The following is a 13,178-nucleotide window of genomic DNA, read 5'->3' on the forward strand; positions in this document are numbered from 1 at the left end:
GCGGACGTGCACTTCGGTGGCCGGCTGGGCACGTACCAGTACCTCGACATGCACATGGCCATCGGCTCCGCGCTGTCCATGGTGGACAACAAGCTCACCCCCTGACGCCGAACATGCAGTTGCGCACGCTCTGAACGCTCAGAACGTGCGCAACTGCATGTTCGGCGCGGTGTGGGCGAGGAAATCGCGTACCCGGCGACCGACCGTGCGTTCACGGACGTGCCGGGCGTCGAAACGGAGCAGCTGGATCCCCGGCGCCGCGGCGAAGTCGTTGTCGCGGTCGCGGTCCCGACGCTCGGAACGGACGTCGCCCTCGTGCCACTCGAAGCCGTCCAGCTCGGCGACGAGCCACTTCCCGCCGTCGAGCCGCCAGGCCATGTCGCCGACTCCGACGACTCGGCCGGAGCGACCCGAGACCGGCAGCTGGAGGATGTCGGGTGGCACGCCCTCCTCGATGCATTGCCACCGTGCTGCCGACTCGATCCAGGACGCAGCGTCCGGATCGGCCCGGTCCCACAGCTCGTGTCGCCGAGCGATGCCCCGGCGGCCCCGGGCGTGGTCGTGCGCGCGAGCCACGCCGGCCCGGTCGACGACCTCGAGGCGCAGCGCGGAGTCCAGCACCGCGAGACCGTGCTCCATCGAGAGCTCAGGGACGGCCTGGGCGATCGCCCACTCCGGCGCGGCGAGCTGCCAGGGCCCGGTGCGCCGGTCGCTGACGGCCACCGTCGTCATGCCGTCGTCGAACTGCCGCAACCGGATCCCCGCGCGGTCCGGTCGGTTCGACGCTGCCGGAAGCGCGACCTCCGGGCGGATCGACGGGGGCAGTCCCTCGACCCCGAGGAGCGCGAGGGCGCACGCCCCGACGGCGATCGCCTCGGGGCCGAAGGCCAAGAGGCCGACCCAGGCCGATCGTCGTCGGAGGTGATCGAAGAGAAGGTCGCCGTCGGAACGGTCCCGGTGCACGGCGGCGGTCGCCCTGCTGGACCGACGAGCCGCGGCGTCGACGTCGGTCAGCACCCACGGTGGGACCGGCGTGCGCGGCACGTCGTGGACGGTACGACGCTCGGGTGGCAGCGCGATGGTGTCGACCACGCCCCGAGCCACCGCCCGCCACCGCCCCGCGCGCAGCCACCCGGCACGACGTGATCGACCGACGTCGTGCCGTTCGCACTGCTGAGCGCTCAGCAGGCCCTCCTGGACCGCGGCGAGGGCGAGGAGCGAGGTGGGGAGCTCGGCGGGAACGCGCACCGTGCCATCTCAGCAACTTGCGGGACCCGCCGTCGGACGCCCTGTGGACAGTCCGCCGAACATGCAGTTGCGCACCTTCTGGGCGCTGAGAAGGTGCGCAACTCCATGTTCGGCGGGCGGGGGTGGGTCAGACGGGGACGCCGGCCTCGCGGAGGCCGTCGACGATGTACGGCGTCATGGTGCGCGTGTAGGTCGTCGTCAGGTGGTGCTTGTCGCGGTACACGTTGACGCCGCCGATGACGGCCGGGCACTCGCCGTCCCGGCAGAACAGGTCGGTGAGGTCGACGTACGAGGCCTCGGGGACCTCCCGGGCGGCCTGCTCGTACACCTGGTCGTCGGGGAAGGCCTGCTCCGTCGACACGCTGCACCGGTCGGGGCTGGTGCTGCGGGTCCGGTCCAGGCAGAGGGACGGTTCCTCGTCGTGCCGCGGGTTGTCCGACAGCGCCACGATCGGCACGCCCCGGTCGGCGACGGGACGCCACGCGTCGGCGATGTCGGCCGCCTGCTGCTCGTCGTCGCCGGAGAGGTACTTCAGGTACCCGGTCGTGACGAGGACGTCGGTCTTCGGCGCCTGCTTCTCGAGCCAGGGCTCGAGCTCGTCCTTCCACGCCTCGCAGGTGCGGGCCCGGTCTCCGGACGCGTCGACGGGGCCGTCGGTCCACGGGCAGGACGACTTGAACTGGACGGACAGACTGATCCGCCCTTGCTGGACGAGCTCCTGGAAGGCCGGCATCAGGGCACGGGCGTGGGAGTCCCCGACGAGGGCGACGTGCGGGACGTCGGCGTCGTCGACCGGTCCCCACGAGCAGTCCACCAGGTCGGAGTCCTGGATCCCGACGAAGCACTTCTCCGGCCCGGCCTTGTCGTGCGAGACGGCCTCCGGGGCGGGGACGAGGACGTCGTCGAGCGCAGGGTTGTCGCACGCGCCGTCGGGATCCATCGACTCGGCGCCGAAGCACTCGGGCGGGTCGGCGACGAGGCGGGCGGCCAGCTCCTGCTGCTCGGTGGCGCGGTGGTTGGTCACGGCGAACCCGGTCCCCGCGACGAGGGACAGCGCCGCGGTGGCCGCCGCGGTGGCGACCAGGGTGCGGCGCGTGCGGTGCATTCCCCAGCGCTGCGAGAAGCGCGCCGGGTCCTCGACCCAGCGCTTGGTGAGGACCGCCAACAGCACGACGCCGGCCAGCAGGACCACCCGCTCGAGCAGCCCCGCCTCGTGTCCCAGCGCGAACGGGGCGAGGACGATCGCCGGCCAGTGCCACAGGTACAGCGCGTAGGAGATCTCGCCGGTCTGCTGCACGGGCCGCCAGGTGTACAGCGGCGTCGGGGCGAGGCGCCCGGACGGGGCGCCGGCGGCGATCACGGCGACCGTGCCGAGCACCGGCACGAGCGCAGCCGTGCCGGGGAAGGGCGTCGCGTCGTCGTAGACGAGGGCGCAGGCGGCAAGCGCCGCCAGGCCCGTCCAGCTCAGCGCCGTCCGGAGTCCGTCGGGCGTCGGGCGTCGGGCCGGCCGGGTGAGCCAGAGGGCGAGCAGCGCCCCGGCGCCGAACTGCCAGGCGCGGGTGGTCGTCGCGAAGTACGCGGGGGCGGGGTTCGTGGACGTGAGCCACAGCGAGTACACGAACGACGCGAGGGTGGCCGCGGTGAGCAGGAGCGCCGTCGTGCGGCGCGTGCCGGCTCCCCGTCGTGCGGCGACGACGGCGCCGAGCACCACGAGGAGCGGCCACACGAGGTAGAACTGCTCCTCGGTCGACAGCGACCAGAAGTGCTGCACGGGTGACGGGTCGCCCTCGGCGGCCAGGTAGTCGACGGCGTCGTGGGCGAGCACCCAGTTCTCGACGTAGAGGCCCGCGCCCAGGGTCTCGCGGAACCACTGCTGCCACAGCGACGGGGGCGCGACGAGCACCGTCGTGACGAGGGTCGCGGCGAGGACGAGGTACGCGGCGGGCAGCAGCCGACGCGCGCGGCGCGCCCAGAACCGCGCCAGCCGGATCGTGCCCGTGGACTCCGCCTCGCGCAGCAGGTGGCCGGTGATGAGGAAGCCCGAGATGACGAAGAAGACGTCGACGCCCACGTAGCCGCCCGGCAGCCGGCCAGGCCAGAAGTGGTAGAGGACGACCAGGGCGACGGCGAGCGCGCGGAGCGCCTGGATCTCCGGCCGGAAGGGACGGGACGGGCGACGGTCGCGGCCGGTGGGTGCGGCGGGCGGGTCGGCCGTGCGGGCGCGGTCGAGCGTCGTCATGCGGAGGATCACCGGGAGGTTCGGGGGCAGAGCGGGCCAGGCTAACCATGAACCGGATGCCCGGAGCAAACCGGCGTGCCCGCTCGGTGACGTCGGGAGCGACGACGCCGGCCCGCGCCGTCAGGCGCGCGCCGCGACCAGAGGAGTCACGGCGGCCGCGGCGTGGGTGGCCAGGTCGTGCGCGCGCCCGACGTGGCGGTACAGCTCGGGCGTCACGCGGTCGGTCCACCAGTCGCCGGGCACGGCGTGCGGGACGACGTCGACGCCGCGCGGCGCGAGCAGCTGCGCGAGCGTGAGCGCGGAGGCGGAGGGCAACGTGACGACGCGCTGGCCGGGCCGCAGCCCGCACAGCCGGACCTCGACCGGCGCGCCGGGCGCGTCCAGGGCGACCCCGGGGACCTGCTCGAGGAGCGCCGAGACGCGCGGGTCGTGGCGGCGGTGCGGCACGTACCGCAGGGGGCCGTCGGCGGCGAGGCCACGCACCCACGCCACGTACCGGTCGGGGTGCACCAGGCCGTCGGCCGCGAGGGCCGACCCGACCACCACGGTCGGCTCCTGCGGGGCGTCGCCGGCGGGCCGGCCGCGCAGCCACCCGAAGGAGTGCTCGAGCACGTCGACGCCCAGCAGGCGCAGCCACGCGCGCAGGTCGGCGTCGAGCGGGAGAGCCGTGCACAGAGTCAGGCCGCCGGCCTCGGCCACGCGCCGCAACCGCAGGGCCGCCAGGGCGGCGAGCCCGAGGCGCGGCGACCCGGGCGGGGCGCCGATCCGCACCAGCGAGCTGCCCGACGTCAGGCGGTGGGCGAGGTCCAGCGCGGCGAGACCGTCGTCGACGACGACGATCCGGGAGGGGGGCCGCAGCGACCGCACCAGAGCGGACTGGAACGCCCGGGAGAAGGGGTTCCCGACCACCACGACGTCGTGCGGCAGGCGCGGCGGCACGGGCGCCAGGTCGACGTCCAGGCCACCCGGCAGGCCGAGGCCGCGCACGGTCTCCACGGCGGGGGCGAGGGCGGGCACGTCGGGGCGCGTCAGCACGCGGGTGCGGGCGCCGGCGTGCCCGGCGGCGTGCGCCTCGACGGCGCACAGCAGCTGGAACGGGGACTCGACGAACGCGGTCACCCCCTCACTGTCACCGCGGCGGGCGACGACGACGGGACGAGGAGGGGACGCCGGCGTGGCCGGTGGATGAACGCTGGGTGGCGGCGTCGGGCGGGATCGCGGCCGTCCGCACGGCGGGGCCGGCGCGGTCCACCTCTGGTCCTGAGCCGCAGGATGGGGTTGCATGGGCCCATGCAGGCGCGGAACGTGCGGGACAGGCTCGTGGCGGCCCTGCGGGGCGGCGAGCGGACGACGACGTCGGGACGGGGCGACGAGCCCATCGACGTCACGGCGCTGCGCGCGGAGCTGGCGCACGCGCGCGAGGACCTGGAGGCGAGCCGGCGGGACGTGCGCCGGCTGCGGCGGCGAGTCCGTGACCTCGAGACCGAGCGCCTGGACGACCTGCCCGACCACGTGGCGTCCGTCGCGAAGGGGGTGCGCGCCGAGCACCTCACGCTGCTCAGCGCCTTGGCGCTCTACGACCTCGCGCACGCCGTCCTCGCCGCGGAGGCGAGGGCGCTGCCGGGGACGATGCTCGAGTGCGGCACCGCGCGGGGCGGGGCCGCCATCGTCATGGCCGCCGCGAAGGCGCCGGACCGTCACCTCGCGGTGCACGACGTCTTCGGCCTCATCCCCCCGCCCACCGACGACGACGGCGAGGACGTGCACGCCCGCTACGCGACCATCGTGGAGGGCCAGGCGAAAGGCCGCGGCGGGGAGACGTACTACGGGTACCGCGACGACCTGTACACCGAGGTGCACGACTCGTTCGCCCGGTACGGGCTGGCCGTGGAGGACTCGCACGTCGACCTGGTGCGTGGGCTCTTCGAGGACACCCTGGTCGGCGACGAGCCGGTGGCCGTGGCCCACCTCGACGGCGACTGGTACGCGTCCACCCGCACGTGCCTCGAGCGCGTCGTACCGCGCCTGGTGCCCGGCGGCCGGCTCGTGGTCGACGACTACCTGGCGTGGTCGGGCTGCCGCAAGGCGGTGGACGAGTACCTCGAGGAGCACCCGGGCGTGTTCACGCGCGAGATGCACGCGCGGCTGCACCTGGTGCGGGCCTGACGCACCGGGCCCGGCGAACTGGCCGGGTTCAGCCGGCCTTGCGGCTGGTGTCGAGGGTCCGCTCGAGACCGTCGCGCACACCGGCGCGCAGCCGGTCGTGCAGGCGGTTCTCGACCCCGTAGTGCAGCAGCACGGCGAGCGCCACCGACACCAGCACCGCCACCCCGAGAACCACCCAGCGTGACCAGTCGTCGTACATCACGTCGATCACCGCGAAGCCGAACTGGCCGTGCACCAGGTAGAGCGGGTAGGTCAGCGCGCCCAGGGTGGACAGCACCTTCCAGTCGACGTGTCGTAGCGGCCCGGCGCTGAGCGCCCAGACCAGGACGACCATGAGCAGCACGACGACGGCGCAGACGACGGGCGACACGTAGGCGCCCACGTTCTCGGTCGCGTTCCCGGCGTACCCGTACCCCTGCCGCATGCAGAGCACCGTGTTGAGCGCGATGCCGAGCCACACGGCGACGTCGCCCCGGTCCTTGTACACGAGGAACAGGAGCATGCCGACGGCGAAGTACGGGGCGTACGTCGGGATGAGGAGGGAGGAGAGCAGGCCGCTGTCCGTCTCCTTCGCGAGCTCCGCGGCCAGCGGCCACAGGACGGCGAACGCGATCACGCGCCGCCGGGTGATGCCCACGAGGATGAAGACGCCGATGAGCAGGTAGAACTTCATCTCGTACCAGAGAGTCCAGAAGGCGCCCTGGACGTTCGGCACGTCCCACGCCTCCTGGAGCATGGTGAGGTTCAGCGCCGACTCCATGAGCGTGGGGTTGCGCCCGCCGTCCCACACGAGCTGCAGGGCCACGGTGAGGACGATCGCCGCCCAGTACGCGGGGTAGAGGCGGGCGACCCGCGACGACGCGAAGGTGCTGATCGACTTGCCGTAGGCCGTCATGAGGATGACGAAGCCGCTGATCACGAAGAACAGCTGCACGCCGAGGAAGCCGTACCGCGTCACGTGGTTCAGCTCCGGGAACACCTCGTGCGGCGGCGAGCCCCACTGCGGGATCCCGATGCCGGTGAAGTGGTAGCCCATCACGACCGCGGCGGCCAGGAAGCGCAGGCCGTCCAGCCCCCGGAGCCGGGGGCGGGGTGGGACCCGCGCGGGCGTGACCGACGCGGCCGAGACGGACTGCGACGTCACGACGCGGCAGCTCCGACGTGGGCCTCCGCCCGGTCGAACCAGAGCTCACGACGCGCGACGTAGGCCTCGTCCCACGGCTTCAGGCTGTCGGCCCAGTGCACGAGCTTCGCCTCGTCGGAGGGCAGGTCGCGCGTCGGCACGTGGTCCCAGGCGGCGTCGAGCTCGGCGCGATGCGGGCCGACGAACAGGTGCAGCGCCTCGCGGGCGTCGATCCGGAACTCCCGCATCGCGGTGAGCGCCTCGGCGGCGTAGCCGTTCTCGCGCAGCTGGGCGAGGTCCAGCACCATGACGCCGGTGTCGAACGCGTTGAAGTCGAACACGTGGCGGGCGTGGATGCGCCGGTAGAAGTCGTACGCCGTCTCGGGGGCGTCGTCGAGGCGACGGGCCGCGCGGTACAGCAGGCCGAAGCCGCTGGGGTCGGCGTTCGACGTGTGCCGGGCGGCGAGCGGGTGGCCGCCGAGGTCCAGGGCGGCGAGCTCTGTGACGTCGCCGAGCACGACGGCGTCGACCGGCAGCACGACGGCGCGGTCGACGTCGGGCAGCAGGTGCGGCAGCAGCGCCTGGTGCGCCTGCTGGCGCGGTGAGACCCCCACGGCGCCCAGGTCGAGGCCGCCGGTGCGGACCTTGTGCACCTGGGTGAGCCGGGAGAGCTTGGGGACGCGGACGCGGTGCAGCGCGGAGCCCACGACCCACACCCGCTGCGGGGAGGTCGCGGCGGCGTCCAGCGCACGGACGGCCTCGCCGACGTGGGCGAGCTCGTCGCGCCGTGGCAGGAGGACGACGTCCACGGCGCCGTCGACCCGCTCCGCCTCGACGACGGCGGGTGCGGCGATCGCGACCGGCTCCACCGGCAGCGCGGGCAGTGCGTGCTGGGCCGTGTGCCGGGCGCGGGCGGCCTCGACCTCGGGAGCGACGGTCTCGCGCCACAGGTCGTAGACGGCGTCGGCGTCGCGCCCCGCGAAGATCGCGGACAGCACGGGCTCGAGGCGGGCGATCATGCCCTTGCGGATCGCCTCGAAGGCGTCGTGGTCGAGCGGGTGCAGGCCGGCGAACCGCACGTCGGCGTAGTTCGCCGGCTGGAAGTCCACCTCGAGCCCGAGCGACCGGCTCGGCAGGTAGCAGTGCAGGCGCTTGGTGACCACGTGCGTGAACGAGGTGCGGTACCACTCGAGCAGGTCGACGGCCGCGCGCATGTTCTCCGTGAAGGTGCGGGCCTTGACCTCGCGGTAGCTCTGCTTCACGTTCTCGTGGCCGGCAGGGACCGGCTCGCGGACGGCGTCGACGTAGACCGTGGCCTCCTGGGGCCGCGACCCGAGCTCCGGGAAGACGGTGCTGATCGTGGTGGTGAGGCAGCCCGAGAAGAACGCGGGCACGTCGAGCGAGAGGAGCAGGTCGACCGTGGTCCAGTCGCGGCAGCCGACGGGGCCGTGGGCGCGCAGGTAGTCCAGCGCCTCGGGGGTGAGCAGCTCGCGCTTGTTGCAGTGGAACGACACGAAGACCGGCCGCAGGTTCTCGTGCATGGGGAAGTCCCACACGCCCGTCGCGGCGAGGTCGTGGGAGTGCCACCCGAACTCCAGCAGCCACGTGCCCTCGGGGAAGGCCTGGAACGAGGAGCCGTCCCGGTCCACCCGGTACAGCTCGACGTCGGCCCCGGCGCCGTCGAGCCGCAGCTCGGGGCGCACCCGCGACTGCATGTCCTCGGCGAAGCCGACGATGTCCTCGGCGCCGTGGAAGCGCAGGTTCTGCCGGCGCACCACGTGGCCCAGGGAGGCGAGCGTCTGGACCTGGTCGCCGATGTTCTGCGAGGTCTTGCTCTTGCCGGGCTGGACGTAGTCCATGAGGGCGAACGACACCCGGCCCTCGGGGGCGGGCGCGCTCGCGTGCCGCTGGGCGTTGCGCCACCGCGCGAGCCAGGCGATCTCGTCGGCGCCGCCGGGCCACCGCGCCTCGTCGCCGCGGTACGACTCGACGAGGCGGTCGTGCACCTCGTGGCGCAGCGCGTCGTCGCCGTGGGCGAACACGTAGCGCAGGATCGTGTGCCAGGTGCGCGCGCGGACGGTCACCGGCGGGGTGTCGAGCCACTCGCGGGTGAGGGCGAGGCCGCGCTGCGGGTCCACGCGGAAGAGCGACTCGGTGAAGGCGATGGGGGTCTTCGACCAGGCCGCGCCGTCCGTCCGGTCGAGGAACGCGAGGGCTCGCTCGTAGAGGCGGCGGTGGTGGGCCACCAGGCCGGCCGCGAGCAGGGCGTCCGTCGTCGGCTCGGGGAGCGCGAGGCCCTCGTCGACCAGCGACTGCGCGCCACGGACGTCCTTCTGCTTCATCAACGCGCGGACCTGCGGCACGAGGTCGGTGCGCAGCTGCGGGGGAGCCGGCGGCGCGGTCCGCACCGGGCCGGTCGTCCCCTGCCTCGCGGCGGACGGACGCGACGCGCCCGAGGAGAGGGCGCGGCGGGCTCCGCGCAGCCAGGTGGCGAGGCGCAGGGGGCGTCGGGGCATGGGTCCTCCCGGTGAGGTGTGGACGGTCGGCCGATACTACAGCAGCGTGCTCGGGTTTCACGAAGGCGCCTGAGGCATCCGTGTCGTCGCAGGTCCGGCCGTCGAGGGGGCACCTGAGCATCAGCATGCGGCCGTAGACTCTGCGCCGCACCCGTGTCGGACGACGAGAAGGAGCACCATGCCCCCCAGCGCGCGAGGAGCGAGCGTGCCGCGGACGATCCGGTCCTGGGGAGGCCAGCTCATCCGGCGTCTCGGGATGCTGCCAGCCGGCACCCCCGACGGGCTGGGCGACGACGCCCGCCTCATCGGCCGGACCCTCGACCAGCGCGTGGTCGTCTTCTTCCCCGACACCGTCGAGGGCCTGTACCAGCTACGCCAGTGGTACGGGCCGCTCGCGGAGCTCGACCGGCGCCACGGGGTGCTCGTCGTGGCCAGCGACTCGCGTGCGGCGCGAGAGATCCGGCAGGAGTCGGGCCTGGAGGTCGTCACCGTGGCCCGGTACGCGACCCTCGACGACCTGTTCTCGCGCGGGGCCGTCCGGCTCGCCCTGTACGTGAACCACAACCCCCTGAACTTCTCGATGCTGCGGTTCTCGAGCATGGCCCACGTGTCCCTGCTGCACGGGGACTCGGACAAGGTGGTCTCGGTCTCCAACCAGGCGAAGGCCTACGACCTGTCGTTCGTCGCGGGCGAGGCCGCGATCGACCGGATGGCGCGGTACATCCCCTACTTCGACGCGGCGGCGCGGTGCGTCGCGATCGGGCGCCCGCAGCTCGACACCGCCGACGTGCCCGCCCCGGACCGGCGCCCCGACGGGCGGCTCACCGTGCTCTACGCGCCGACGTGGGAGGGCGCCCAGCCGACCGCCGCCTACGGGTCGCTCGACGTGCTGGGCGTCGAGCTGGCGCGGCGGGTCCTCGCCGACGACCGGCTTCGCCTCGTCTACCGACCGCACCCGCTGTCGGGGGTGCGTACCCCCGCCTACGGGGAGGCCGACGCCGCGGTGCGCGAGCTCGTCCGCGCGGCCGACGAGCAGGAGCCGGCCGCGGGGCACCGCGTCTCGGTCGACGAGGAGCTCACGGAGGCCTTCGCCGTGTCGGACGTGCTGGTGTGCGACGTGTCCGCTGTCGCGATGGACTGGCTGCCCACGGGCCGCCCGCTGGTCGTCACCGACCCCGGCCACCCCGGCGTCGTGACGGCGCAGACGCCGCTGCTCGACGCGGTGCCGAGGCTCGAGGCCGCCGGGGTCGACGGGGTCGCGGACCTGCTCGTCGCCGAGGTCCGGGACGACCCGCAGCGCGTGCACCGCGAGGAGATGGTGCGCTACTACCTGGGGGACACGACGCCCGGTGCGTCGCTGGCGCGGTTCCTGGGCGCGTGCGACGACGTGATCGCCCGGCACGAGGACGAGGTGCGGCGCACCCAGGCCGGCTGACGTGCGTCTGGCCAGGCCGGGCCCAGGACGATCGGGTAGCGTGCCGACCTCCTCCCGGAGTTCTTCACCCGCGACTCGTCCCCGCCCCCGGGGACGGAAGGAGAGCAGGATGCGCACGCACGGCCGGCCCGACGTCGTCGTGGTCGCGGAGGGCCTCGACGGCCCGCGGCTCGAGGCGGTCCGCCCTCTGGTCGCGGCGTTCGCGACGCACGGTCACGCGGTCGACGTCGTCGTACCGCGCTCGCGGGCGATGCCGCGCCGGCCCGAGCGCGAGCTCGTGGGGCGCGGTGGCGCACGGCACGTCCTCGTGCGCGACCTGTTCCTCGAGGCGGCCGGTCTGCGACCCGGTGCGCCGCCGTGGCGCGCGCGCTGGCGGCGGGACCGCGGAGACGCGCTGGCCGACGTCCGCGCGACCCGGGACGACGTCGTCGAGCTCCCCGCGGTGCTCACCCGACGCCTCCAGGCGCGGCGGCCCGGTCCGGTCGTGGTGCCGTGGACGCTCGCGGCCGGGCGCACCGTCCTCGTGCGCGAGCGTACCGACACCGAGGACCGCCCGTTCCAGCGGGACTACCTCGACCACGCCGGCACCGTCCGCGTCGTCACGTGGGTGGACCGGGACTCGGACGTCGTCACCACGGTGCTCGATCTCGACCACGGTGAGGGCGTCGCACGGCGGACCCGGGTGCACCGGTGGACCGCGCGGCGCCTGGCCTCCGAACCGCCGGTCCCGGTGGTGGCGGCCACCGCCTGGGGGGACGAAGTGATCGACGTCCTGCCCATGGCGCGGCGTGCCCTGGCGGTGCGGCACGGTGCCGACCTGGGCCCGCTGACACAGGCACTGGCGGACGGGGGGCGGAACGCGTGACAGAGCACACGACCGAGCGCACGACCGAGCAGCGGGCGAGCAAGCCACCGATCTTCGTCGTGGTGCACCAGTTCGGCTCGGGCGGCGTGACGCAGGCGGTCCAGGACCAGGGCCGGATGTTCGTCGAGGCCGGGCACCCGGTGACGCTCGTCATCCTCTCGAACGAGCTCACCCCGGCCCGGGTGGCCCGCCTGCGGGAGGAGGGTCGGGTCGGGCCGGACATCGCCGTGCGCAGCCCGGCGCTCGACCTGGCCCGGGCGTGGGCCGACGTCGACGCCGTCGACGACCCGACCGGGACCGCCGCGTTGCTGGCCGGCCCGGGAGTGCTCGTCGAGGGCCGCGGGACCGCCCCCGGCCTGGAGCGCTGGTACGCGCCCGACGGCAGCTACCTCGCCCACGTCAAGCGGGACGCGGGGGGAACCGTCGTCGAGGTGGGCCGGCACCGCGGCCGTGACGTCGGGGTTCGCGAGCGCTGGTCGGACGGGCGGGTGCGCCACGTCGAGCACCTCGCGCCGAACGGTGTGGTGGACCGCGAGGTCTGGTACACGCCGAACGGCCACCCGTGGCTGAGCCGTGCGGCGGACCCGGAGAGCCATCGGGGGCGCGGCGTCGCCGTGCACCGGCCGGGGGAGGAGCCCGAGCTGTACCCCGGCGGCCCGGCGTGGCACGTGGCGTGGCTCGAGGGGCTCCTGGCGGAGCCCGGCACCGAGGTCGTCGCCCTCGCGGAGACTGCGTCGACGATCCCGAAGCTGGCCCGCGCCCAGGGCGACCACGTGCGCCGGTTCGGCATGCTGCACAACAACCAGTTCGCGGCGCCGTTCACGGTCGGGAGCCCGCTGCGGAGCGACCACACCGACCTGTTCGCGACCGCCGGGCGGCTCGACGGACTGGTGGTGCTCACGGAGCCGCAGCGTCGCGACCTCCTGGACATCGTGGGCGACGACGTCCCCGTGCACGTGGTGCCGAACGCCACGCGGCTCCCTGCCGGGACGGAGGCGGTCACGAAGGACCCTCACCTCGTCACCGTGATGTCTCGGATCAGCCCGCAGAAGGCGCTGCACGAGGCGATCCACGCGTTCGCGCTCGTGGTCGCCGAGGTGCCGCAGGCGCGCCTGGAGATCTACGGCCGCGGCCCGAGCCGCCCCGAGCTCGAGGCGCTCGTCGCACGGCTCGGCCTCACCGGGTCGATCACGTTCCCGGGCCGCACCTCCGACCCGCACGGCGTCATGGCGCGGTCGACCTGCACCCTCTCAACATCGGACTGGGAGGCCATGCCGCTGTCGATCATGGAGTCGCAGGCGGCGGGGACGCCGGTCGTGGCGTACGACTGCCTGTACGGCCCGGCGACGCTGATCGAGGACGGGGTCACCGGGCGCCTGCTGGAACGTGGCGACCGGGAGGGCGTGGCGCGCGCCGTTGTCGAGATGCTGCGCGACCCGGACCGGGCCGCCGCCATGGGGGCGACGGCGCGCGAGCGCGTCGCCGAGCGCTACACCGCGCCCGTCGTGGCACGGCAGTGGGAGCGCGTGTTCGGCGCGGAGTGAACGGGCGGGGACGAGGACGGGCGGGCCGGCACCGGCCCGCCC

Annotated in this window: 9 protein-coding genes; 4 read left to right on the forward strand and 5 right to left on the reverse strand. The window is 74.3% G+C overall.

The features are described from left to right. Positions 1–138: 138 nt before the first annotated feature. The 3 genes from ABZ493_RS15095 to ABZ493_RS15105 all read right to left on the reverse strand — a co-directional run bounded on the left by ABZ493_RS15095 (position 139) and on the right by ABZ493_RS15105 (position 4,606). A complete protein-coding gene (locus ABZ493_RS15095) occupies positions 139–1,248 on the reverse strand; it encodes a hypothetical protein (protein WP_430582961.1) in 1,110 nt (369 codons plus the stop codon). Positions 1,249–1,375: 127 nt separating this feature from the next. Next, positions 1,376–3,487 carry an acyltransferase family protein gene (locus tag ABZ493_RS15100; protein ID WP_430582962.1) on the reverse strand — a complete coding sequence of 704 codons (2,112 nt, stop codon included), beginning with the start codon at positions 3,485–3,487 and terminating at the stop codon, positions 1,376–1,378. 120 nt (positions 3,488–3,607) lie between these two features. Beyond that, the gene (locus tag ABZ493_RS15105; RefSeq protein ID WP_430582963.1) at positions 3,608–4,606 is read right to left on the reverse strand and encodes a hypothetical protein; all 999 of its coding nucleotides are present in this window, start codon (positions 4,604–4,606) and stop codon (positions 3,608–3,610) included. Positions 4,607–4,777: 171 nt separating this feature from the next. Here ABZ493_RS15105 and ABZ493_RS15110 point away from each other — a divergent pair, with 171 nt between their 5' ends. Beyond that, positions 4,778–5,653, forward strand: coding sequence for a TylF/MycF/NovP-related O-methyltransferase (locus tag ABZ493_RS15110; protein ID WP_430582964.1), 876 nt, complete (start codon positions 4,778–4,780; stop codon positions 5,651–5,653). Positions 5,654–5,681: 28 nt separating this feature from the next. On the opposite strand, the gene ABZ493_RS15115 is transcribed toward ABZ493_RS15110, so the two are convergent. Together ABZ493_RS15115 and ABZ493_RS15120 are read right to left on the reverse strand one after the other, a co-directional pair. After that, the gene (locus ABZ493_RS15115) at positions 5,682–6,797 is read right to left on the reverse strand and encodes an acyltransferase (RefSeq protein ID WP_430582965.1); all 1,116 of its coding nucleotides are present in this window, start codon (positions 6,795–6,797) and stop codon (positions 5,682–5,684) included. Beyond that, positions 6,794–9,292 (reverse strand): glycosyltransferase, encoded by a 2,499-nt coding sequence (locus ABZ493_RS15120; protein WP_430582966.1) that lies wholly within the window; start codon positions 9,290–9,292, stop codon positions 6,794–6,796. The genes ABZ493_RS15115 and ABZ493_RS15120 overlap by 4 nt, the downstream gene beginning before the upstream one ends. Before the next feature lie 205 nt (positions 9,293–9,497). On the opposite strand from ABZ493_RS15120, the gene ABZ493_RS15125 reads away from it, so the two are divergent. The 3 genes from ABZ493_RS15125 to ABZ493_RS15135 all read left to right on the forward strand — a co-directional run bounded on the left by ABZ493_RS15125 (position 9,498) and on the right by ABZ493_RS15135 (position 13,136). Further along, positions 9,498–10,727: a CDP-glycerol glycerophosphotransferase family protein gene (locus tag ABZ493_RS15125; RefSeq protein ID WP_430582967.1), complete on the forward strand. Its 1,230-nt coding sequence runs from the start codon at positions 9,498–9,500 to the stop codon at positions 10,725–10,727. 109 nt (positions 10,728–10,836) lie between these two features. Next, positions 10,837–11,592, forward strand: a complete 756-nt coding sequence (locus ABZ493_RS15130) for a hypothetical protein (protein ID WP_430582968.1) — start codon at positions 10,837–10,839, stop codon at positions 11,590–11,592. After that, complete coding sequence (locus ABZ493_RS15135; protein WP_430582969.1) at positions 11,589–13,136, forward strand: glycosyltransferase; 1,548 nt, start codon at positions 11,589–11,591, stop codon at positions 13,134–13,136. Before ABZ493_RS15130 ends, ABZ493_RS15135 begins: the two co-directional genes overlap by 4 nt. Positions 13,137–13,178 lie beyond the last annotated feature (42 nt).

The sequence above is a fragment of the Isoptericola sp. NPDC019482 genome, from assembly GCF_040632295.1.
GTDB lineage: Bacteria > Actinomycetota > Actinomycetes > Actinomycetales > Cellulomonadaceae > Isoptericola.

Excerpts from the sequence above, each read along its gene's own strand:
- ABZ493_RS15100 (WP_430582962.1), bottom strand. The coding sequence starts at position 3,487 with ATGACGACGCTCGACCGCGCCCGCACGGCCGACCCGCCCGCCGCACCC.
- ABZ493_RS15110 (WP_430582964.1), top strand. The coding sequence starts at position 4,778 with ATGCAGGCGCGGAACGTGCGGGACAGGCTCGTGGCGGCCCTGCGGGGC.
- ABZ493_RS15120 (WP_430582966.1), bottom strand. The coding sequence starts at position 9,292 with ATGCCCCGACGCCCCCTGCGCCTCGCCACCTGGCTGCGCGGAGCCCGC.
- ABZ493_RS15130 (WP_430582968.1), top strand. The coding sequence starts at position 10,837 with ATGCGCACGCACGGCCGGCCCGACGTCGTCGTGGTCGCGGAGGGCCTC.